Source organism: Vibrio sp. V38_P2S17PM301, assembly GCF_009904845.1.
Taxonomy (GTDB): Bacteria; Pseudomonadota; Gammaproteobacteria; order Enterobacterales; family Vibrionaceae; genus Vibrio; species Vibrio proteolyticus.
Genome location: NZ_WXWO01000089.1, coordinates 21,375 through 41,652, shown reverse-complemented (window position 1 = coordinate 41,652; position 20,278 = coordinate 21,375). Strand labels below are relative to the sequence as shown.

Genomic DNA, 20,278 nt, shown 5'->3' with positions numbered 1-20,278 from the left:
GTATTATGTCGATACGGTAGGAAAAAACACCGGCAAGATACAAAGTTACATAAAGCACCAACTAGAACAGGATAAAATGGGAGAGCAATTGTCGATCCCGTATTCAGGTAGCCCGTTTACGGGCCGCAGGAAATAGTCATATGCAAATGTCAGATCACTACGCGCCTGCTAGGGCGCTGCCAGTAGGAGAGCCTTATAGGCGCATATGAAAAACCACCGGCTATGCCGGTGGATACTTTTTTTATGTCTGACGCTTAAGGAGGGCTCTATGCCTATTACTACGCTTGATCGCCACTGCGCGCTGATTGTGATTGATTTACAACACGGTATTGTCCCGCTCCCGCCCGCTCAGGACGCCAAACGTGCTGTCGAGCACAGCGTTGCGTTGATTCAGGCCTTCCACAGGGCAGATCAGCCCGTCGTGTTGGTGAATGTGGCTGGCAGTGCACCGGGTCGCACTGATGTCGGACCAAGCCGTGTTGAGCCTGCGTCGGACTGGGAGGAACTCATTGAGGCTTTACCGCGGCGAGAAGAGGATATTTTGCTCACCAAACGGAATTGGGGAGCGTTTATTAATACCGAGTTGCATTCTCTGTTGCAGGCGCGTGGGATCACGCAGGTGGTGGTGTGCGGTATTGCGACCAGTATTGGGGTGGAGTCCACGGCCAGGCAGGCGTTTGAGCTTGGGTATCATGTCGTATTGTGCCGTGATGCCATGGCGGATCTGGACCCGTACAACCACTGTCATGCCTGTGACAAAATTTTTCCTCGTCTGGGCCAGGTGTGTGACAGCGCAGAGGTGATTCGACTGTTGGAGAGTCCGACGGTATAAAAAAAGCCCCGGCACTTATGGTGCAGGGGCTTAGACTGGTAATCAGCGTGACGGGCTTAGCATTACACAGTCGCGATTATTTCATCATCGCTTCGTTGCCGTTTTCACGGATGTGTTTCAGGATGCCTTTCACACCGCGTGCGCTGGAGGTGACAACATTGCCTGATTTCATGTAATCAGTACCACCAGCGAAATCGGTGATGATGGCCCCCGCTTCACGAGCGATCAGCTCACCTGCAGCCATATCCCAAGGTTTCAGGCCCAGCTCAAAGTAACCATCGACACGGTTCGCTGCCACGTAACACAGATCCAGAGCGGCAGAGCCTGTGCGACGGAAATCGGCAACGTCGGTGAACAGTGATGTCATGATCTTGAAGTAAGATTCAGAGTGTTGTTTCTGCTTGAACGGAAAGCCCGTTGCCAGAACAGTACCTTGCAGATCTTTCAGTTGCTTAACACGGATACGTGCGTTGTTCAGCTGAGCACCTGAACCACGTTGTGCGGTGAACAGTTCATTCAGCATAGGATCGTAAACACAGGCAACTTCAGTTTTGCCTTTGATGCGAACCGCGATAGATACAGAGAAGTGAGGCAAACCTTTTACAAAGTTTGTGGTGCCATCCAGTGGGTCGATGATCCATTGTACGTCGTTGTCTTTGCCTTCCATCAGACCGCCTTCTTCAGCGATGATTGAGTGCTCAGGATATGACGCTTTGATAGTGCTAACGATAATAGCTTCCGCTTCTTTGTCTACGTTCGTAACAAAGTCGTTAATGCCTTTTTGTGTTGATTCGATTTTTTCGGCGTTTTCTAGAGATTTAGCAATATGGTTGCCTGCTTTTCGCGCAGCGCGAATAGCGATATTTAGCATTGGATGCATACGGGTTTCCCAACGGATGTTAAAGAACGAAAAAGCGGGCGGCAGTATATCAAAGTTTTTTCAAAAAGGAAGTGGTTATTTTTTGAACTTTTAGTTGCACAAAGTTCGAGGGTCTGACCATTTTACTCAGGTATGTGTTAATATCGTGCGGCTTTTCCATTTGGGGTATGAAATCCATGTTAGATAACGTCAAAGTCGTGCTGGTCGGCACATCACATTCAGGTAATATCGGCTCTGCTGCCAGAGCAATGAAAGTGATGGGACTGAGCCAGATGGTTTTGGTTGACCCTCAATGTGAAGTGGATGCTCAGGCGGTGGCACTGGCGGCTGGAGCGAGTGAAATCGCTTTGAATGCGCCCGTGGTTTCAACGCTGGAAGAAGCGGTTGCAGATTGCGGTCTGGTGGTGGGGTCAAGTGCCCGTTCCCGAACGCTGGAGTGGCCGATGCTGGAGCCGCGTGAATGCGGTGAGCGTTTTGCGGTGGAAGGTGAGCAACACCCGGTCGCACTGGTGTTTGGCCGTGAACGAACCGGTCTGACCAATGAAGAGTTGCAACGTTGCCATTATCATGTTTGCATTCCGGCAAACCCGGAGTACAGTTCGCTCAATCTGGCCATGGCAGTGCAAACCTTGAGCTACGAAGTGCGTATGGCACATCTCAATCGCCAGCAACAGCAGTATCCGCCTCAAGAAGCACAGGGCTATCCGCGCCATCAGGAGCTGGAACGTTTTTACCAACACCTTGAAAAAGTGATGCTGGACACCCAGTTCATTTCTGAGCAGCAACCAGGACAGGTGATGAACAAACTGCGTCGTCTGTTTAGCCGAGCAAGACCAGAGGCTCAAGAAATCAATATCTTACGTGGCGTTTTGACCGCGGTAGAGAAAAGTCTGATGAATAAGAAATAACCGCTTTTATTTAGTGGTTAAATACCTGACTAATTTACTCAAATAAATACTTGACCATTTTAGTCAGGTATGAAAAACTCATACCACACAAACAAAGTGGATATGGTGTGATATGAGACTTACATCTAAAGGAAGATATGCGGTAACAGCCATGTTAGATGTGGCTCTGCATTCGCAACAAAACCCAGTTCCACTGGCGGATATTTCAGAACGCCAGGGAATTTCGCTCTCTTATCTGGAGCAACTGTTTTCTAAACTGCGCAAAGCAGGCCTGGTGGCTAGCGTGCGTGGTCCTGGCGGTGGTTACCGCCTCGGCGCAGAAGCGACGACGATTTCCATCGGCACTGTGATTGCTGCGGTGGATGAGTCTGTGGACGCGACCAAATGCAATGGTAAAGGTGATTGTCAGGGCGGTACGCGCTGTCTGACTCACACACTTTGGCGTGATCTAAGTTCACGCATCAGCGACTTCCTGAATAACATCACCCTGGGTGAGTTAATGATTGATAATGAAGTCCTGGAAATTTCAGATCGTCAGGATATTGAGCTGTCGGTCAACAATGGGTTCGCACAGAAAAAATCAAACACCGCCCCCATCGGTGTGAATGTTCGCTCATAGCGGCGATGTTTTACATTGGAGTAAAGAATGAAACTGCCTATTTATCTTGATTATTCAGCAACCTGCCCGGTCGATCCTCGCGTTGCTGAAAAAATGGTTCAGTACATGACAATGGATGGCGCATTCGGTAACCCGGCGTCACGTTCGCACCGTTATGGCTGGCAGGCAGAGGAAGCAGTGGACACGGCTCGTGAGCAGATTGCTGACCTGCTGAACGCGGACCCGCGTGAGATTGTCTTCACTTCTGGTGCGACGGAGTCGGACAACTTGGCGATCAAAGGTGTGGCGCATTTCTACAATAAGAAAGGCAAACACATCATCACGTGTAAAACAGAGCATAAAGCGGTGCTTGACCCATGTCGTCAGCTTGAACGTGAAGGTTTCGAAGTGACGTACCTGGAGCCTGAGTCAAATGGTCTTATCGACCTGAACAAACTGCAGGCAGCCATGCGTGATGACACGGTTCTGGTGTCAATCATGCACGTGAACAACGAAATCGGTGTGATTCAAGACATCACCGCGATCGGTGAACTGTGTCGTGAGCGTAAGATTGTCTTCCATGTCGATGCTGCGCAATCTGCGGGTAAATTGCCGATCGATGTTCAGGAAATGAAAGTAGACCTGATTTCTCTGTCGGCGCACAAGATTTACGGCCCGAAAGGCATCGGTGCCCTGTACGTTCGCCGTAAACCACGTATCCGTCTGGAAGCCCAGATGCACGGTGGTGGCCACGAACGTGGATTCCGTTCAGGCACACTGGCAACCCACCAGATCGTTGGTATGGGTGAAGCATTCCGCATTGCAAAAGAAGACATGCAGAAAGATTACGATCACGCTCTGGCATTGCGTAACCGTCTGCTGGATGGCGTAAAAGATCTGGAAGCGGTCACAATCAATGGAGATTTGGAGCAGCGCCTGCCAAATAACCTGAACATCAGCTTTGCGTTCGTTGAAGGTGAGTCGCTGTTGATGTCTCTGAAAGACCTGGCGGTCTCGTCAGGCAGTGCTTGTACATCAGCCAGTTTGGAACCGTCGTACGTACTGCGTGCTTTGGGTCTGGACGATGAGCTGGCTCACAGCTCAATCCGTTTCTCATTCGGTCGTTTCACGAGCGAAGAAGAAGTGGATTACGCAATTGAACAAATCCGCGTAGCGGTTAACAAGCTGCGTGACATGTCTCCTCTATGGGATATGTACAAAGAGGGAGTCGATTTGAGCACCGTTGAATGGGCGCATCACTAATCGTTCCAAGGACAGAAGTAGAGGATTCGAGGTAATTTATCATGGCATATAGCGAAAAAGTAATTGATCACTACGAGAACCCACGTAACGTAGGTTCGTTCGACAAAGAAGACCCAAGCATCGGTAGCGGTATGGTCGGTGCCCCAGCTTGTGGTGACGTAATGAAACTGCAAATCAAGGTAACGCCAGAAGGCATTATCGAAGATGCGAAGTTCAAAACGTACGGTTGTGGTAGTGCAATCGCTTCAAGTTCACTGGTTACTGAGTGGGTGAAAGGCAAGTCAATCGACGAAGCGGCAGCAATCAAAAACGCTGAAATCGCGGAAGAGCTGGAACTGCCTCCGGTGAAAGTTCACTGTTCAATTCTGGCTGAAGACGCGATCAAAGCCGCGGTTGCAGATTACAAGAAAAAACACCAACAGTAAGACTTTAAATTATGGGGAGCCCTTTACTCCCCATTCGTTCGACCTAACAGACAACGATAAAGGTGCAGTATGGCCATCACTCTGACTGAAAACGCAGCATCCCGCGTGAGAACATTCCTGGAAAATCGAGGCAAAGGTATCGGTTTGCGTCTGGGCGTGAAAACGACTGGGTGTTCAGGTATGGCGTATGTGCTGGAGTTTGTTGACGATCTGAATGAAGAAGATCAGGTTTTTGAACACAACGGCGTGAAAATCATCATTGATGCAAAAAGCATGGTCTACCTCGATGGTACCGAGCTGGATTACGTCAAAGAAGGCCTTAACGAAGGTTTTGAATTCAACAACCCGAATGCGAAAAGCGAATGCGGTTGTGGTGAGAGTTTCAACGTTTGAGCAAAAACCGTCGGGCCGTCTGGCCCGGCACTGACTATCCTGAGCGAATGCTATGAACCATTTTGAATTATTTGGGCTACCAAGTCAGTTTCAGCTGGATGGTAGCCTTCTTTCTTCTCAGTTCCGTGAACTGCAAAAGCGATTCCACCCAGACAATTTTGCCTCAGCTTCCGAGCGAGATCGCCTGTTAGCCGTGCAAAAAGCAGCGCAGATCAATGACGCCTACCAAGTGCTGAAAAATCCGCTCTCGCGTGCGGAGTACCTGTTGGCTGAAAATGGGGCAGAAATCCGCGGTGAGCAGCAGACGATGCAGGATCCCATGTTCCTGATGGAGCAGATGGAACTGCGCGAAGAGTTGGAATCGCTGGCGGATGACAGCGATGCGATGGATCGACTTTTTGACTTTGACAGCAAGGTCAGCAAAATGTACCGACATCATCTGGCGGAAGTCGAGCGCGAACTGGATAGCGGGTTGTGGAATGAAGCCGCTGATCGTGTACGCAAACTCAAATTTGTCGCCAAGTTAAAACACGAGATTGAACTGGTTGAAGACAAGTTAGCGGGCTAACCCGCGCTTCAACAAGGAACCGAAAAAGGACCCATAATGGCATTACTTCAAATTGCAGAGCCAGGTCAGAGTAGCGCGCCACACGAGCATAAGCTGGCAGCGGGGATCGATCTGGGGACAACAAACTCTTTGGTGGCGTCCGTACGCAGTGGCAGTGCGGCAACGCTGACCGATGAGCAAGGCAGAAGCATTCTGCCGTCTGTTGTGCATTATGCCAAAGAAGACACGCAAGTGGGTTACGCCGCCCGAGATAAGGCGCAGCAAGATCCGCAAAATACCATTATTTCTGTAAAACGCCTGATTGGCCGTTCACTGGCTGACATCCAGCAACGTTATCCGACACTGCCTTATCAGTTAAGTGAAAGTGAGAATGGCCTGCCGGTACTGCAAACGGCACAGGGCGCGAAAAACCCGGTTCAGGTCTCGGCTGAGATTCTGAAATCACTGGCTCAACGCGCCGAGCATACTCTGGGTGGCGAGTTGTCCGGGGTTGTGATTACCGTCCCTGCGTATTTCGATGATGCACAGCGTGCCAGTACGAAAGACGCAGCCCGTCTGGCGGGTCTGCATGTCTTGCGTTTGCTCAATGAGCCGACGGCGGCGGCGATCGCCTACGGCCTTGATTCCGGTCAGGAAGGGGTGATAGCGGTCTACGATTTGGGTGGCGGCACATTCGATATTTCGATTCTTCGCCTGTCGAAAGGGGTATTTGAAGTGCTGGCCACGGGCGGTGACTCTGCGCTGGGTGGCGATGATTTTGACCATCTGGTGGCTGAACATCTGCAAGCCAAAATTGGCATTGACGGGCCGTTGAGTGCTGGCGACAACCGCGCGTTGCTCAATGCGGCCACTGCGGCCAAAATTGCGTTATCAGACCGCGACGTCGCCGAGCTTGATGTGCTGGGGTGGCAAGGTACGCTGAGCCGTGATGAATTTGATGATTTGATTCGCCCTCTGGTGAAAAAAACGCTGATGTCATGCCGCCGCGCACTGAAAGATGCGGACGTGGACACCGATGAAGTCCACGATGTGGTGATGGTCGGTGGGTCGACGCGTACGCCGCTGGTCCGCGATATGGTGGGGGAGTTTTTCAATCGCACCCCGCTGACCAGCATTAATCCTGATGAAGTGGTTGCCATTGGCGCCGGCCTGCAAGCGGATGTACTGGCCGGAAACAAGCCAGATTCTGAGATGCTGCTGCTGGATGTGATTCCGCTGTCTCTCGGTATTGAAACCATGGGCGGTTTAGTGGAGAAAATCATTCCGCGCAACACCACGATTCCGGTGGCGCGTGCGCAGGAGTTCACCACGTTTAAAGATGGCCAGACCGCGATGGCAGTGCATGTGGTGCAGGGAGAGCGAGAAATGGTGGATGACTGCCGCTCGTTAGCCCGTTTCTCTCTGAAAGGCATTCCGCCTATGGCCGCAGGCGCTGCTCACATTCGGGTCACCTATCAGGTGGACGCCGATGGTTTGCTGTCGGTCACCGCAATGGAGAAAAGCACCGGTATTCAGGCTGAGATTCAGGTGAAGCCTTCGTATGGTCTGAGTGACGATGAAGTGGCGAATATGCTGAAAGACTCAATGACGCACGCAAAAGAAGACATGCAAGCGCGTGCGTTGGCGGAACAGCGTGTGGAAGCGGATCGGGTAATTGAAGGCCTGATCGCAGCGATGCAGGCGGATGGCGACGAGCTGCTCAGTGAGAGTGAGCGTCAGGCGCTTGTCACCGCGATCGAATCGCTGATCGAACGGCGTAATGGTGATGATGTCGCAGCGATTGAGCAGGGCATCAAGGACACCGATAAAGCGAGCCAGGATTTTGCCTCTCGCCGAATGGACAAATCAATCCGTGCCGCACTGGCCGGTCAGTCTGTCGACGATATTTAAAGAGATTAAAACTATGCCAAAAATTGTTGTTCTCCCTCATCAGGATCTTTGCCCGGAAGGGGCGGTACTTGAAGCCAGCGAAGGCGAAACGGTATTGGACGTTGCGTTGAAAAACGGCATTGCGATCGAACACGCGTGTGAGAAGTCGTGCGCGTGTACGACTTGCCACGTGATTATCCGTGAAGGCTTTGATTCGCTTGATGAAAGTGATGAGCTGGAAGATGATATGCTGGATAAAGCCTGGGGGCTGGAGCCAGAATCCCGTTTGGGCTGTCAGGCGAAAGTGGCCGATGAGGACTTAGTGGTTGAGATCCCTCGTTACACCATTAACCTGGCGAAAGAAGATCACTAATCATGCATGGCGGTTATACTCAGGGTAACCGCTGTGAGTAAGACAGGAAACCGTTATGAAATGGACTGATTCGCGCGATATTGCGATTGAACTGTGTGATAAATTTCCGGACATCGATCCGAAAAACGTACGTTTTACCGATCTGCATCAGTGGATTCTGGATTTGGAGGATTTTGACGATGAGCCTAACCGCTCAAACGAGAAAATCCTCGAAGCGGTGATCCTGTGCTGGATGGACGAAATGGACTAAGCATTTCGCTTGGCAAAACCCTGCGCAGTTAACAATTCTTACTAAAAAAAGCGGACCTTATGGTCCGTTTTTTTCTCAAGTTGACATTTTTACCCTACATAATGCTAACATTCGATGGTTATGAATAGTGCGGCCAGGCAAAGCCGCGGAAAGACAAGGAGAAACCATGTCTGCACATATGTCAGTTTTTATCAGCCGTGAACCTGCCCAGCCTCAGTGGGGAGACAAGGCACTGCTCTCATTTTCTGAAAATGGCACCACCATTCACCTGACTCAGGGGAATGCTCAGGACGCGATTCAGCGAGCGGCGCGCAAATTAGATGCACAGGGTATTCGTACAATCTCACTCGCCGGTGATGGTTGGGATCTGGAGACGATCTGGACTTTTCATCAAGGTTACCGTAATCCGAAAAAGAACAACCAGCTAGAATGGTCAGCGCTGGCAGAAGGCGAGCAACATGAGTTGCTGGCTCGTATTAAAGCGGCTGACTGGACACGCGATATTATCAACAAAAGTGCGGAAGAAATTGCACCACGTCAGTTGGCGACGCTGGCGTCTGAGTTTATCAAGTCCGTGGCTCCTGAAGGTACCGTTACCAGCCGCATCGTGAAAGATCGCGATCTTCTGGCCGAAGGCTGGGAAGGCATTTTTGCCGTGGGGCGTGGCTCTGAACGTACCTCTGCCATGCTGCAGCTTGACTTCAACCCGACAGGGGATGAGAATGCACCGGTATTCGCCTGTCTGGTGGGCAAAGGCATTACGTTCGACTCTGGTGGTTACAGCCTGAAACCATCGAATTTTATGTCGGCAATGAAAGCAGACATGGGCGGCGCCGGCACCATTACCGGTGGCCTGGGACTGGCCATCATGCGTGGCCTGAACAAGCGGGTAAAATTGATCCTGTGCTGTGCTGAAAACATGGTTTCTGGTCGTGCGCTGAAACTGGGTGACATCATCACTTACAAAAACGGGACAACTGTCGAAATCATGAACACCGATGCTGAAGGTCGCTTGGTGTTGGCGGATGGTCTGATTTACGCTTCAGAGCAACAGCCGCAACTGATCATTGACTGCGCGACCTTGACGGGCGCGGCCAAGAATGCGCTTGGTAACGATTACCATGCGTTGATGAGCTTTGACGATGAGTTGTCTCATCAGGCACTGACGGCCGCTCGTCATGAACAGGAAGGTTTGTGGCCACTGCCTGTGGCTGATTTCCACCGTGAGATGTTGCCTTCTAGCTTTGCGGATCTGTCGAACATCAGCTCTGGTGACTACTCTCCGGGCGCCAGCACAGCCGCGGCGTTCTTGTCCTACTTTGTCGACGATTATAAGCACGGCTGGCTGCACTTTGACTGTGCAGGTACTTACCGTAAAGCGGCGTCAGACAAATGGGCGGCGGGTGCCACCGGTATGGGCGTGCGTACACTGGCCCGAGTGCTGGTGGAGCAGGCCGACAAATAAAGTATTACTGGTTCCGCGAACAGCGGAACCAGACTTATAACTACAATGATATGAAGTAGAAGGATACCTCTTATGGCTCTGGAAAGAACATTTTCTATTATTAAGCCCGATGCAGTCGAACGTAATCTGATTGGTGAGATTTACCATCGTATTGAAAAAGCGGGTCTGACCATCATTGCGGCGAAAATGGTTCGCCTGACAGAAGATCAAGCGCGTGGATTCTACGCCGAGCACGAAGGCAAACCTTTTTTTGAACCACTGAAAGAGTTCATGACCTCTGGCCCCATCATGGTGCAGGTTCTGGAAGGTGAAAACGCCATTGCGCGTTATCGTGAACTGATGGGAAAAACTAACCCGGAAGAGGCGGCATGTGGCACGCTACGTGCGGATTACGCACTGAGCATGCGTCATAACTCGGTTCATGGCTCAGACAGCCCGGAATCAGCGGCTCGCGAGATTGAATTTTTCTTCCCGCAGGCAGAAGTTCATCCACGTTAAATCGAATTGAATAACAAAGCCCCGGAATTGTTCCGGGGCTTTTTTGATTTTTCTGTTTTGTCCTGATGTGCATTCACACATTGACGGCGCAACGGTTTTCAGAGCATATCGACCGCTTTCTCAAGCGCAGCAATCAAACGTTCCACATCTTCCGAAGTATTGTAGATCGCAAAGGAAATCCGCACCGTCCCGGTCACCTTGAGGGCGTCCATCAGCGGGTGTGCACAGTGGTGCCCGGCCCGCACTGCGATCCCTTGTTGATCGAGCAAGGTTGCGATGTCCTGATGATGCACGCCTTCCATGACAAACGTCAGCACTGCCGCATCAGGCTGATAACCCAGTACCCGGATGTCAGCCATGGCCGCCAACGCAGCGTAGGTGCGTTGTTGCAATTGATGCAGATGCGCTTCGACCTCAGAGCGCGGAAACTGTTGATACCAGTCGATGGCACTGGCCAGTGCGATGGCGCCAGCCACATTGGGGGTGCCGGCTTCAAATTTGCCCGGCAACGCTGAGTAAGTGGTGTGTCCGAACGTCACTTTCTCCACCATTTTGCCTCCGCCGTGCCACGGTGGCATGGCTTCCAACAGGGTCAGTTTGCCATACAGCGCGCCGATGCCAGCCGGCGCGTAAAGTTTGTGGCCGGAAAAGACATAGAAATCTGCATCCAACTGGGTGACATCGACCGATTCATGCACGATTCCCTGAGCACCATCAACCACTACAACGGCATTGTACTGATGTGCCTTGGTAATGACGGTTTCAATTGGCTGACGCGTTGCAGTGACATTGGTGATGTGCGCCAGCGCCACGATTCGGGTGCGAGCACTGAGTAATTGGTCGTATGCCGTCATATCCCACTGGCAATCCGGCGTCATGGGCACTTTCACCACCTTGGCGCCGGTTTGCTCAGCAACAATTTGCCAAGGCACAATGTTCGCGTGATGCTCCATCTCACCAACCAGAATTTCATCGCCAGGCTGGAGCGTGCCGCGCGCGTATGTTTGGGCAATCAGATTGATGGCTTCGGTGGCGCCCCGGGTCCAGATGATCTCTTTACTTGTCGAGGCACCGATAAACTCAGCGACCTTGTCTCGGGCTGCTTCAAACTGGCTGGTGGCATGAGCCGTCAGGCTGTGACTGCCGCGATGTACATTGGCGTTTTGTGAACTGTAGTAGCGGGAAATGGCATCGATCACCACTTGCGGCTTTTGTGTGGTCGCGGCACTGTCGAGGTAGACAAGTGATGAATCGTTGACCTGTTGTTGCAGGGCCGGGAACTGCGCCCGGATCGCAGCGATGTCTATCATGCGTCGTTACTCAGTTTGTGGTATTGCAGTGTCGGGATCACGACCATGGGTTCTGCCACCTCTGCTGCCAGCTGTTTACCGGACAGCTTAATGATGATCTCCATCGCGAACTCCAGAGCGGTGCCCGGCCCCTGACTGGTGATCAGGTTGTGATTGATGTCAATCGTAACGCGTTTAGGGCGCCATTTGTCAGCCGGAATGTGCGATTGAAAGCCAGGGTGACAGGTCATCAGAGCGCCGGGATAGAGATTGTGATGCTGCAAGACCAGTGCCGGAGCTGCGCAGATGGCGGCAACCAGGCGGCCATCGTATTTTTGTTGGCGAACGATTTCGACCAACACAGTGCTGTCTCTGAAGGTTTCAGCCCCCCCGACGCCGCCCGGTAAGATAACGGCATCAAATTCTTCATCAGCAATGTCAACCAGTTTGCAATCGGCCGTCAGTGTAACGCCTCGCGAGGCTTTCATCGTCAGCTCGCCTTCAAAGTCTGCGCTGGCGACCACCACCTCATATCCGGCCCGAACCATAATATCGATAACAGTGACTGCTTCCATCTCTTCGATGCCAGGAGCAATCGGTATAAGTACACGTTTGGTCATGATGAAGTCCAACTTAATTCTGTGTGTTTAATCTGCTGATACAGGGCGCTATTCGTTGGTACCTCAATACCATGATGTGTGGCCCGGCGAAGGAGGTAACCCGTAATAAAGTCTATCTCGGTTTTCCGCTGGTAGAAAACATCCTGCTGCATGGAGGAAAAGTTTGTCGCTGTGGCCGCAATGACGCTGTAAATGTTACTGCGCAGAGCTTGCTTGGATACATCGATGGATTCAGCGTGCATCACCTGAACTAACTCGTCGATGATGGCCTCCAGTGGTGCCTGAAATTGCGGGTCTGCTAAATCACCATTGCGACACTGATGTAACGCGGTCAACGGGTTAATGGCGCAGTTGATCGCCAGTTTGTGCCACAGCGCGGACTGGATATGCTCATTCCATTGCACGTCTGGGAGTGCGTGGTGCAGAACGTCGGTCAGGAACTGACACTGCTGTCCCAGCGTGTTGTAAGCCCCCAGTTGCGTGTGACCCAGGCCGGTGTGATTCACCTGATTCGGGGTTGGTTTGAATGCGCCGTGTGTCGTGGTGGCCAGAACCATCGGGTGCGAGGAGAGCGTTGGCGCCAGTTGGTCAAGCGCGCCCATCCCGTTGTGACAAAACAGCAATATTGTGCGAGGGTCGAGATGGGGAATCAAAGGCCGTATGGCCGCGTCAACCTGCCAGGCTTTGACTGTCACCAGCAGCATATCCGCTTTGGTTAATGCAGAGTGCTGATGATTGGCAAAGGAGAGGCTTGGTGTCTTACCCAGTGCCAGATTAATTGAAGTCACGTGTTGGCGACTCCATAGCGACACGTTGTGCCCGGCCAGAGCCAGATGACAGGCCCATAACGAGCCGATGGCACCTGGGCCGACAACCACAATATTCATCCTGCTTCCCACGGTTGTTGCGAATGGGAGCAAGGATAATGTCCTGTCTCAGGAAAGCAAACAAAAATGGCGCCATCCGGCGCCATTTTTAAAAGCAGAGTTCTGATTAGAACTTGTAGGTTACTGCCAGATAGTGGCTGAAACCAGTTGATTCAAGCTCTAGGCCGTTACCAATGTCCAGACCGTCTTTCACGCCGTAAACGTCTTTGTATGCTTTCAGGCCGTAACCAACAGCAAAGCGCTCGGAGTGCCAGTAGATACCGTTAAACATTACGCCACCGTTAGAGGATGTCGTGCCAAACTTGTTACCTGCATCATCATCCATACCGAATTGGTAATCGATGTAACCTTGGTAAGAAATGAATGAACCGTTCTCGAAGAAGTAGAATGGTTTGAACCAGTTGGTCGAGATTTGGAAACCGTTCCAGTCTTTTTTGTTGATGTCGTAAAGGCTGTACACGTTCAAGCCAACTTTACCCAGCCAAGGTACGTTCACATCAGAACCCAGACCCCAGAAAGAGTTGTTTACACCACCGTTGTTACCACCCCAGTTGTACAGAGTTGCAAAGTACAGCTCTTGTACAGGACCGAAAGACAGGTCTTTACCAGTGACTGCGTCCAGAGAAACACGCGGTGCAAATTTCATGAACATTTTGTCAGGAGCGCCGTTCTCGATGGACTTATCCTGATTGTCTTTAGTCGCTAGGTTAAATACATCAACGTAACCGTATAGATCGAAGATTCCTGAGCGACCGCCAAATTCCATTTCCAGGTAATCGTGGGCGTTGTCGTCAGCGCCTTTTACGCGAGGCATCTCATCGATTGAGTACATGTAGTTAAACTGCATCCACTTGTAATCGTTTTTGTGGATATCGCCATCTGAGTAGTCAGCGGCCAGAGCTGGCGCGGAAGTCGCTGCTAACAAGCTAAGAGCTAAAAGTGATTTACGCATAAGGGGACTCTCTATAGGTTTGTTTGTTTTTTGGATACACGATCTGATTGCCGTGCTTCCAGATGGCGGGAATGATAGCGATAAAAATCTCAATTGAAAGTGATACCCAGTGCAAAACTAAACAAAATTAGTGACGAAGATCTCAACTTCGTTTTATTTCACGGAACTTATTTTGTGTTGCATAGTTTTTCATTTTCTGTGTGATCTTGATCGTTTTCTTGGTGATTTTTAGGTTTTTTTATGCTTATCGTTAAACCAACATTTTTCGTTAGTGATCGGGCTGGCACCCCTTGCGTAATAAGGGGTGCCAGCTAAAAGGAATGTGTAGATGAACGAAATTAAGTTGTTTCCGCTGAGTTCAATGGTGTTGCCCGAAGGTAAAATGAGTTTGCGTATCTTTGAGCCACGTTATAAGCGTTTAGTTGCTGAGTGTTCGCGACAAAACAGTGGGTTTGGTATCTGTCTGCTGGACAGTGACGCCGGTCTGGCACCGGGTAACGTGTCGTCGATTGGTACTTACGTAAAAATCGTTGACTTCGAAACATTAGACGACGGGTTACTGGGGATCACCGTGTCCGGTACTCAGCGCTTTGTGGTCGAGCGTGTTGCAGCCGAGTTTGATGGATTGCGCAAAGCCCACGTGCGTTGGCTGGACAACTGGTCTCAGCAGAAAATCGAACGATCACAAAAATATATCAGTGAACAGCTCCAATTTGTCTATCGGCAGTTCCCCCAGATAGGCGACTTGTACTCGCACTGTTTTTTTGATGACGCAAGCTGGGTCAGCCAACGCTGGTTGGAGATATTGCCACTGGAATGCACGCAGATGGAACAGTTGGCCGGGCAACGGGACTGTAGCGCGGCTATGCACTTTTTGAGCATGGCAATTGAGAGCAGTGTGACGACGCAAAGTAAATGGTCTTCCTAGAATGGTGTGTGTGGACGCAGTCACTATAATTAGGAGACTGCAGGGCGGCCGTAAATGTTACACGCCGTTGTGATCGCAACGTGATGGTTAAACGTAAACTAGGCAATGAAGTCAGTGAAATACGGACACAATCACGCTCAGTCTAACTCTGAGTGTTAAGGGATAGGGAAGCACATGAGTCAAACCAGTTCCCAGGATATGACCCGCGCGGAGTGGGAAGAATGTATGAACCGCGTCAAACAACGTGACAAGCGCGCGTTTGCACAGGTTTTTACTCACTTTTCACCGCGGTTAAAGCAGTTTGCTTATAAGCACATTGGCAACGAACAGGTGGCGCTAGAAATGGTGCAGGAAACGTTGACGACGGTATGGCAGAAATCACACTTATTCGATGGTCGTAAAAGTTCATTATCGACCTGGATTTACACCATAGCTAGAAACCTGTGCTTTGATTTACTGCGTAAGCAGAAAGGGCGGGAATTGCACATTCATTCCGAAGATATCTGGCCCGCCGACTACTGTCCGCCAGATTTGGTGGAGCATTATGCGCCGGAGCATGACATGTTGAAAGAGCAGGTGGTCAAGTTTCTTGATTTGTTGCCCGAAGCGCAACAAGCCGTGGTGAGGGCGGTGTATTTAGAAGACCTGCCTCATCAGCAGGTGGCCGACATGTTCAATATTCCTCTCGGAACCGTCAAGTCCAGATTGCGTCTGGCCGTGGAAAAATTACGACACTCAATAGAAGCGGGGCAGTTATGAGTTATCATCCGGAACAACATCTTTTAGATGCGTATGCAGCTGGTTCAATCGATGCGGTTCATGGACTGGCAGTGGCGACGCACCTTGAGTCATGCAGTCGTTGCAGAGCGTTAGTTGCAGTCAAAGAGCGGGAATGCGCTCAGGCTGTAATGAACGGGCCGGCAACGCTGGTGGCCAACGGCAGTGAGGAATTTGCCGGAATGTTCGAGGCCATCGTGGCTTTGGATCCTATTCAACCCAAAGCGGTGCAAGCGCCGCCAGCAGCTGTGTTAGAAGTGAACGGTAAGCAATTTCGTCTGCCTGGTACGCTGAGCAAGCATGTACGACAGATTGGTGAGTGGCGCAGTTATGGCGGTAAGGTGTACAGCGCGGCCATGGATTTGGGCGAGGACAATGTGCGGGTCAATCTGATGTACATCGCTGAAGATGTCCACATCCCGCAACACACGCACAAGGGGCTGGAGTCCACTTTAGTGCTGCACGGCGGCTTTAGTGACGAAGACGGACATTACGAAGCCGGCGATTTCATGACCCGTGACGCGTCGGTTCGTCACAGCCCGTTTACACGTACCGGGGAAGATTGCCTGTGTATGACGGTGCTGACCGAGCCTATGCTCTTCACTCAGGGTGTCGCGAGGATCTTCAATTTATTTGGCAAGGGGCTTTACCCATAACATGATGAAAAAGGGATGCAGAGCATCCCTTTTTTTTATCGTTTGAGGCTGGTCTAATTCTCGTCGTGACGATGCGCTTTATTGAGTAAATCGGTGAAATAGTGGCGAAGCGAATACAACATGATCAGGCTTGGGATCACCATCAGGGCCGTGAGCACAAAAAACAGTGACCAGTTATTGAGGTAATCGGCCAGTTCGCCACTGAAAGACGCCAGAGTGGTGCGTCCAAAGTTGCCCAGTGATGCCAGCAGAGCGTATTGTGTTGCGGAGAACGCTTGTCCGGTCAGCACCGTCAGGAAAGACACAAACGCTACGGTTGAGAAGGCTGTGGTAAAGTTATCGACGAAGATAGTCGCCAAGAACAGCTGCTCATTAGGACCGACTTCGGCAATCCAGGCAAACATCAGGTTACTTGCAGCCATTGCTGTGCCACCGATCATCAACCCTTTCACGATGCCGAAACGGACATTGACCATACTGCCGATCAGCGTAAACAGCATGGTGGCGCCCCAACCGATCAGTTTGGAGTAATAACCTATCTGTTCATTGCTGAAACCGACCTCTTTATAAAAAGCAATCGACATGCGGCCAAGAAACGCTTCCCCAATTTTAAACAGGAAGACGAACAATAAAATGGTGATTGCGACCCGGGTGCCATTGCGCCGGAAAAAGTCCATAAACGGTTCCAGCACGGTTACCGTCAGCCAGGCGACAACACGAGATCCGACCAGGGCATTGTGGCGCTCTTCCGCCTGCGCCTGAAGTTGTTCCCGCTGGGTAACTGGTTCGCCAACCAGCAGAGTAAACAACATCAACAGGCCGACGATCAAGGCCATGCCGTAGTACACCCCGTTCCAGCCTATCGAGTCAGCGTTGATAAAAGCCACATAACCCGGCAGAGAATAACCGGTCCACCAACCGATCACTGCCATAGCCGATGCCTGTGGCAGTTTGCTGGCTTGCGACTTAGGAAAAGTATCAATCCGGAAGGCATCAATGGCGATATCCTGAGTGGCCGATGCAATCGCGATTCCCAGAGCCAGCATCGATGTCAGAACAATTTGAGTGGCAGGATTGACGCCGGCGATCAGTAGAGTGCACACCAATACGACCATCTGACACAACAGTACCCAGCTTCTGCGTTGTCCCAGTGCCTTGTGCAATATTGGCAGTTTTACCCGATCCACCAAGGGAGCCCAAAGGAAGTTAATCGCATAGACAGCAAAGACACTGCCAAAATAGCCGATTGCGGCGCGTGTCATTCCTGCGTCTTTCAGCCAGCCTGTCATATTGGAGCCGATAAGGACCCAGGGAAAGCCACTGGAACATCCCAGCATAAACACCCACAACAAGCGTTTATCCAGGTAACTGCGGACCGTACCCATCCAGGTAAGTGAAGACGAATCTGATGACATAAAACTCGGAGTCCTGCTAAATGGTGAGAAAGGCTCTGAGCAGGAGCGCTCAGAGCCGGATGGATTATTTAATCAGAGTGGCTTTGGTGATCACGATCGGTGTAACGGGAACATCCTGCATCCGGCCGGAAGAGCGGGTCGGTTGCTGAGCCATTTTCTCGACGACATCAAAACCTTGGGTGACTTCACCAAAGACCGCGTAGCCAGGTGGGCGCTGCGCGTAGTTGAGGAAATCGTTGTCGACCAGATTGATGAAAAACTGGCGGGTGGCCGAGTTTGGATCATTAGTACGGGCCATCGCCAGCGTAGCACGATCATTTTTCAGACCATTCGATGCTTCATTTTTTATCGGCGCGTAGGTTGGCAGGCGATTCATTTCTTGGTCAAAGCCGCCACCCTGAGCCATAAATCCCGGTATAATACGATGAAACAGACTGCCTACGTAGCTGCCATCTTCAACATATTTAACGAAGTTCGCGACCGTTACCGGCGCTTTCTCCTGATTGAGTTCAACCGTAAATGAGCCCAGGGTGGTATCAAACTCCACCTTAGGCCCGGCGAACGCACCGCAACTGATCAGAGCCAGTGTAGCGGCAACCCATTGTTTCAGCATTAAAAACGCTCCTGCATGTATTGTTTGAGTTCTCGGTCGTTAGAGATCTCTTTCAGCACTAAGTTCACGGTATCGTTAAGAACGGTTTCAATTTCCTGGTTGGAGGCGCTCAATGTACCGGAACGCTGCGCTGTGCCTGTATACGTCTTGACCAGTTTGCCCTGAGGGGTCTCTGCGGTGACTTCCAGCACGACTTTGGCATCCATGTCGTTCGACATGACCGAGTGCTTGACGTTCACCAGCGCTTCCTGGATTTCGATCTCAATGACGTTTTCGCTGTTCACTGATGTTCTGAAACCTTGTGAAGCCAGTTGGTCCGCCAGAGCCGTTTCTACGGCGATCCGCACATTCTGCTTCGAATGAATCGGTTCGATGTGTGAACGGCCACTGTCGACCAGTGCCACGTATTGAGCGGAGCGAACGTCTTTGCTCGACAGGTTATAGGTGGCGCCTTTCACGAGGTCACTGTTGCTCAGCGTGGCTTTTGGCAAAAAGTTGATTTGTTCCTGTTGAGGAGCAGCACAAGCGGTGAGAAGGGCCATTGACGCTGCCAGAACCAGTTTTCTCATGGATATATCCTTTTTATTCACGATTTAGTTGCCTGTAAAATAACAAATTTATTATTGGCTGCCACGGTTTTTACCTGAGCTCGGCCAAACAATCTCGTTAACTTACCATCGTAGCCGAGGTGGCGATTGCCGATCACCAATAATTGGCCACCTTGTGTGAGAACATGCTTTGCATCACAGAACATTTGCCAGGCGATGTGGTCGGTGATCGCCAGTTGTTGATGAAATGGCGGATTACACACGACCAGTGATGCGGAAGCAGGATCAAACCCGTCCAGACAGTTATTTGCGAAGCAATCGACATGACGTTCCGGGCCAAGGTTGTCCAAGAGGTTTTGCTGGGCAGAGGCCACGGCCATAAAACTCTCATCGACGCAGACCAGGCGTGCATTCGGGTTCAACTGCCCCAGTTTGACTGACAGGACGCCATTGCCACAGCCGAGGTCAATGATACGTTCCAGTTTGTCGTCTTTTGGCAGGTGCTTCAGCATGAAGCGTGCGCCCAGATCGAGACTTTCTCCCGAATAGACGTTCGCGCGGTTTTTAAGCTGAATTGACTCGCCTTCGACAGCCCACGTGGTGTCTTGTTCTACGGCAGGGCAGTGCTCAGCATTGGCTTGGGAGAGCACCAGGCGATGTTTTTTCCAGGCCAGAGACGTTGTCGTTTGTCCCAGGTGCTGCTCAAACAGCTTCAATGTGGAAGTATGAATTTCCCGTGCTTTATTCACGCCAATGATCGGCACATGGTCCGGCAGAGCCTGGCGGAGCTGACGCAACTGCCATACCAGATGGCGATTACTTTTTGGGATTTGCATCAACACCAGATCGGCGTCGGCAGGAATGGCATCCATGCTGGTGGCGAATGTCACGGTTCCACTCTGATTGGCCGTCAGGTTGTGCTGTGTGGCCTGATGCGCAATGAAAGAATCGCTCATCATCGTGACGCGATAATGTTGCGCGAACCAGCAGGATAGGGCGCCGAAATGGTCGTTCAGAATAACGATGTGGTGGCCGGCAGGCAGAGCCAATGCCTCGACATGTTGGATCAGGTATTCGTCGCCGGCGTCCCAGGCTTGTAGGGTTTCGTTGGCTCGCTTTGGAAAGCGGTGTAGGGTTAATGTCCGCTCGAAAAGCGAAAGTTCAGTTTTCATAGTTGCCGTGGCAGATTTTTGCTTTGACGCTATTGTCGCAAATGGCAATCCATCAGGAAACTAAAACCTTCCTATCCCGTTTAGGCGGAGGTAAAATGT

The 20,278-nt window shown here is 51.2% G+C and carries 24 protein-coding genes and 1 pseudogene; 16 read left to right on the top strand and 9 right to left on the bottom strand.

All coding sequences use genetic code 11. The annotated features are described in order from the left end of the window. Both CAG64_RS19085 and CAG64_RS19080 read left to right on the top strand, forming a co-directional pair. Positions 1-136, top strand: a pseudogene (locus CAG64_RS19085) (IS200/IS605 family transposase); the annotation flags it as partial. A gap of 132 nt (positions 137-268) precedes the next feature. After that, positions 269-832: a cysteine hydrolase family protein gene (locus CAG64_RS19080; protein ID WP_161447420.1), complete on the top strand. Its 564-nt coding sequence runs from the start codon at positions 269-271 to the stop codon at positions 830-832. 76 nt (positions 833-908) lie between these two features. On the opposite strand, the gene suhB is transcribed toward CAG64_RS19080, so the two are convergent. Beyond that, entirely contained in the window at positions 909-1,712 is an 804-nt protein-coding gene (suhB, locus tag CAG64_RS19075; protein WP_021705904.1) for an inositol-1-monophosphatase, read from the bottom strand. Between the two features lie 176 nt (positions 1,713-1,888). Here suhB and trmJ point away from each other — a divergent pair, with 176 nt between their 5' ends. The 11 genes from trmJ (at position 1,889) to ndk (ending at position 10,322) form a co-directional block, all read left to right on the top strand. Next, positions 1,889-2,620, top strand: coding sequence for a tRNA (cytosine(32)/uridine(32)-2'-O)-methyltransferase TrmJ (gene trmJ / locus CAG64_RS19070; protein ID WP_161447418.1), 732 nt, complete (start codon positions 1,889-1,891; stop codon positions 2,618-2,620). Positions 2,621-2,732: 112 nt separating this feature from the next. Next, positions 2,733-3,239: a Fe-S cluster assembly transcriptional regulator IscR gene (gene iscR / locus CAG64_RS19065; RefSeq protein WP_081693170.1), complete on the top strand. Its 507-nt coding sequence runs from the start codon at positions 2,733-2,735 to the stop codon at positions 3,237-3,239. Between the two features lie 27 nt (positions 3,240-3,266). Beyond that, positions 3,267-4,481 (top strand): IscS subfamily cysteine desulfurase, encoded by a 1,215-nt coding sequence (locus CAG64_RS19060; protein ID WP_021705901.1) that lies wholly within the window; start codon positions 3,267-3,269, stop codon positions 4,479-4,481. 41 nt (positions 4,482-4,522) lie between these two features. After that, complete coding sequence (gene iscU, locus CAG64_RS19055; RefSeq protein WP_021705900.1) at positions 4,523-4,906, top strand: Fe-S cluster assembly scaffold IscU; 384 nt, start codon at positions 4,523-4,525, stop codon at positions 4,904-4,906. A gap of 69 nt (positions 4,907-4,975) precedes the next feature. After that, entirely contained in the window at positions 4,976-5,299 is a 324-nt protein-coding gene (gene iscA, locus CAG64_RS19050) for an iron-sulfur cluster assembly protein IscA (protein ID WP_021705899.1), read from the top strand. A 52-nt stretch (positions 5,300-5,351) separates the two neighbouring features. Continuing rightward, entirely contained in the window at positions 5,352-5,867 is a 516-nt protein-coding gene (gene hscB, locus CAG64_RS19045; protein WP_161447416.1) for a co-chaperone HscB, read from the top strand. A gap of 36 nt (positions 5,868-5,903) precedes the next feature. Continuing rightward, positions 5,904-7,757, top strand: coding sequence for a Fe-S protein assembly chaperone HscA (gene hscA, locus CAG64_RS19040; protein WP_161447414.1), 1,854 nt, complete (start codon positions 5,904-5,906; stop codon positions 7,755-7,757). Positions 7,758-7,770: 13 nt separating this feature from the next. Beyond that, a complete protein-coding gene (gene fdx, locus CAG64_RS19035) occupies positions 7,771-8,109 on the top strand; it encodes an ISC system 2Fe-2S type ferredoxin (RefSeq protein WP_021705896.1) in 339 nt (112 codons plus the stop codon). 55 nt (positions 8,110-8,164) lie between these two features. Then, on the top strand, positions 8,165-8,359 hold the full coding sequence (gene iscX / locus CAG64_RS19030) for a Fe-S cluster assembly protein IscX (protein WP_021705895.1): 195 nt from the start codon (positions 8,165-8,167) through the stop codon (positions 8,357-8,359). A gap of 166 nt (positions 8,360-8,525) precedes the next feature. Then, positions 8,526-9,824 (top strand): aminopeptidase PepB, encoded by a 1,299-nt coding sequence (gene pepB, locus CAG64_RS19025; RefSeq protein WP_161447412.1) that lies wholly within the window; start codon positions 8,526-8,528, stop codon positions 9,822-9,824. A gap of 72 nt (positions 9,825-9,896) precedes the next feature. Continuing rightward, positions 9,897-10,322: a nucleoside-diphosphate kinase gene (gene ndk / locus CAG64_RS19020; RefSeq protein WP_021705893.1), complete on the top strand. Its 426-nt coding sequence runs from the start codon at positions 9,897-9,899 to the stop codon at positions 10,320-10,322. Between the two features lie 98 nt (positions 10,323-10,420). Here the strand turns inward: ndk and csdA are convergent, their stop codons facing one another. The 4 genes from csdA to CAG64_RS19000 all read right to left on the bottom strand — a co-directional run bounded on the left by csdA (position 10,421) and on the right by CAG64_RS19000 (position 14,070). Beyond that, the gene (gene csdA / locus CAG64_RS19015) at positions 10,421-11,632 is read right to left on the bottom strand and encodes a cysteine desulfurase CsdA (RefSeq protein WP_161447410.1); all 1,212 of its coding nucleotides are present in this window, start codon (positions 11,630-11,632) and stop codon (positions 10,421-10,423) included. Further along, positions 11,629-12,231 (bottom strand): DJ-1 family glyoxalase III, encoded by a 603-nt coding sequence (locus CAG64_RS19010; RefSeq protein ID WP_161447408.1) that lies wholly within the window; start codon positions 12,229-12,231, stop codon positions 11,629-11,631. The genes csdA and CAG64_RS19010 overlap by 4 nt, the downstream gene beginning before the upstream one ends. Beyond that, complete coding sequence (panE, locus tag CAG64_RS19005) at positions 12,228-13,118, bottom strand: 2-dehydropantoate 2-reductase (protein ID WP_161447406.1); 891 nt, start codon at positions 13,116-13,118, stop codon at positions 12,228-12,230. Before panE ends, CAG64_RS19010 begins: the two co-directional genes overlap by 4 nt. 106 nt (positions 13,119-13,224) lie before the next feature. After that, positions 13,225-14,070 carry a nucleoside-specific channel-forming Tsx family protein gene (locus CAG64_RS19000; RefSeq protein ID WP_021705889.1) on the bottom strand — a complete coding sequence of 282 codons (846 nt, stop codon included), beginning with the start codon at positions 14,068-14,070 and terminating at the stop codon, positions 13,225-13,227. Between the two features lie 328 nt (positions 14,071-14,398). Between CAG64_RS19000 and CAG64_RS18995 the strand changes: the two genes are divergently transcribed. The 3 genes from CAG64_RS18995 (at position 14,399) to CAG64_RS18985 (ending at position 16,431) form a co-directional block, all read left to right on the top strand. Next, positions 14,399-14,998, top strand: a complete 600-nt coding sequence (locus tag CAG64_RS18995; RefSeq protein ID WP_161447404.1) for an LON peptidase substrate-binding domain-containing protein — start codon at positions 14,399-14,401, stop codon at positions 14,996-14,998. Between the two features lie 174 nt (positions 14,999-15,172). Further along, positions 15,173-15,757 carry an RNA polymerase sigma factor gene (locus tag CAG64_RS18990; protein ID WP_161447402.1) on the top strand — a complete coding sequence of 195 codons (585 nt, stop codon included), beginning with the start codon at positions 15,173-15,175 and terminating at the stop codon, positions 15,755-15,757. Next, positions 15,754-16,431 carry a ChrR family anti-sigma-E factor gene (locus tag CAG64_RS18985; protein WP_021705886.1) on the top strand — a complete coding sequence of 226 codons (678 nt, stop codon included), beginning with the start codon at positions 15,754-15,756 and terminating at the stop codon, positions 16,429-16,431. The genes CAG64_RS18990 and CAG64_RS18985 overlap by 4 nt, the downstream gene beginning before the upstream one ends. 53 nt (positions 16,432-16,484) lie before the next feature. Here CAG64_RS18985 and CAG64_RS18980 read toward each other — a convergent pair whose 3' ends face one another. The 4 genes from CAG64_RS18980 to CAG64_RS18965 form a co-directional block, all read right to left on the bottom strand. Continuing rightward, complete coding sequence (locus CAG64_RS18980) at positions 16,485-17,846, bottom strand: AmpG family muropeptide MFS transporter (protein ID WP_021705885.1); 1,362 nt, start codon at positions 17,844-17,846, stop codon at positions 16,485-16,487. A 64-nt stretch (positions 17,847-17,910) separates the two neighbouring features. Beyond that, positions 17,911-18,459, bottom strand: coding sequence for a peptidylprolyl isomerase (locus CAG64_RS18975; RefSeq protein ID WP_161447400.1), 549 nt, complete (start codon positions 18,457-18,459; stop codon positions 17,911-17,913). Further along, positions 18,459-19,028: a YajG family lipoprotein gene (locus CAG64_RS18970; protein ID WP_021705883.1), complete on the bottom strand. Its 570-nt coding sequence runs from the start codon at positions 19,026-19,028 to the stop codon at positions 18,459-18,461. Before CAG64_RS18970 ends, CAG64_RS18975 begins: the two co-directional genes overlap by 1 nt. A gap of 17 nt (positions 19,029-19,045) precedes the next feature. After that, positions 19,046-20,179 (bottom strand): methyltransferase, encoded by a 1,134-nt coding sequence (locus tag CAG64_RS18965; protein WP_161447398.1) that lies wholly within the window; start codon positions 20,177-20,179, stop codon positions 19,046-19,048. Positions 20,180-20,278: the final 99 nt, after the last annotated feature.

What these genes read in the sequence shown, in the direction of transcription:
- CAG64_RS19060 (WP_021705901.1), top strand. Translation starts at nt 3,267, where the DNA reads ATGAAACTGCCTATTTATCTTGATTATTCAGCAACCTGCCCGGTCGAT.
- ndk (WP_021705893.1), top strand. Translation starts at nt 9,897, where the DNA reads ATGGCTCTGGAAAGAACATTTTCTATTATTAAGCCCGATGCAGTCGAA.
- CAG64_RS18965 (WP_161447398.1), bottom strand. Translation starts at nt 20,179, where the DNA reads ATGAAAACTGAACTTTCGCTTTTCGAGCGGACATTAACCCTACACCGC.
- fdx (WP_021705896.1), top strand. Translation starts at nt 7,771, where the DNA reads ATGCCAAAAATTGTTGTTCTCCCTCATCAGGATCTTTGCCCGGAAGGG.
- CAG64_RS18985 (WP_021705886.1), top strand. Translation starts at nt 15,754, where the DNA reads ATGAGTTATCATCCGGAACAACATCTTTTAGATGCGTATGCAGCTGGT.
- CAG64_RS19000 (WP_021705889.1), bottom strand. Translation starts at nt 14,070, where the DNA reads ATGCGTAAATCACTTTTAGCTCTTAGCTTGTTAGCAGCGACTTCCGCG.
- CAG64_RS18995 (WP_161447404.1), top strand. Translation starts at nt 14,399, where the DNA reads ATGAACGAAATTAAGTTGTTTCCGCTGAGTTCAATGGTGTTGCCCGAA.
- trmJ (WP_161447418.1), top strand. Translation starts at nt 1,889, where the DNA reads ATGTTAGATAACGTCAAAGTCGTGCTGGTCGGCACATCACATTCAGGT.
- pepB (WP_161447412.1), top strand. Translation starts at nt 8,526, where the DNA reads ATGTCTGCACATATGTCAGTTTTTATCAGCCGTGAACCTGCCCAGCCT.
- iscU (WP_021705900.1), top strand. Translation starts at nt 4,523, where the DNA reads ATGGCATATAGCGAAAAAGTAATTGATCACTACGAGAACCCACGTAAC.
- CAG64_RS18975 (WP_161447400.1), bottom strand. Translation starts at nt 18,459, where the DNA reads ATGCTGAAACAATGGGTTGCCGCTACACTGGCTCTGATCAGTTGCGGT.
- suhB (WP_021705904.1), bottom strand. Translation starts at nt 1,712, where the DNA reads ATGCATCCAATGCTAAATATCGCTATTCGCGCTGCGCGAAAAGCAGGC.
- CAG64_RS19080 (WP_161447420.1), top strand. Translation starts at nt 269, where the DNA reads ATGCCTATTACTACGCTTGATCGCCACTGCGCGCTGATTGTGATTGAT.
- CAG64_RS19010 (WP_161447408.1), bottom strand. Translation starts at nt 12,231, where the DNA reads ATGACCAAACGTGTACTTATACCGATTGCTCCTGGCATCGAAGAGATG.
- CAG64_RS18990 (WP_161447402.1), top strand. Translation starts at nt 15,173, where the DNA reads ATGAGTCAAACCAGTTCCCAGGATATGACCCGCGCGGAGTGGGAAGAA.
- panE (WP_161447406.1), bottom strand. Translation starts at nt 13,118, where the DNA reads ATGAATATTGTGGTTGTCGGCCCAGGTGCCATCGGCTCGTTATGGGCC.
- iscR (WP_081693170.1), top strand. Translation starts at nt 2,733, where the DNA reads ATGAGACTTACATCTAAAGGAAGATATGCGGTAACAGCCATGTTAGAT.
- iscX (WP_021705895.1), top strand. Translation starts at nt 8,165, where the DNA reads ATGAAATGGACTGATTCGCGCGATATTGCGATTGAACTGTGTGATAAA.
- csdA (WP_161447410.1), bottom strand. Translation starts at nt 11,632, where the DNA reads ATGATAGACATCGCTGCGATCCGGGCGCAGTTCCCGGCCCTGCAACAA.
- hscA (WP_161447414.1), top strand. Translation starts at nt 5,904, where the DNA reads ATGGCATTACTTCAAATTGCAGAGCCAGGTCAGAGTAGCGCGCCACAC.
- iscA (WP_021705899.1), top strand. Translation starts at nt 4,976, where the DNA reads ATGGCCATCACTCTGACTGAAAACGCAGCATCCCGCGTGAGAACATTC.
- CAG64_RS18980 (WP_021705885.1), bottom strand. Translation starts at nt 17,846, where the DNA reads ATGTCATCAGATTCGTCTTCACTTACCTGGATGGGTACGGTCCGCAGT.
- CAG64_RS18970 (WP_021705883.1), bottom strand. Translation starts at nt 19,028, where the DNA reads ATGAGAAAACTGGTTCTGGCAGCGTCAATGGCCCTTCTCACCGCTTGT.
- hscB (WP_161447416.1), top strand. Translation starts at nt 5,352, where the DNA reads ATGAACCATTTTGAATTATTTGGGCTACCAAGTCAGTTTCAGCTGGAT.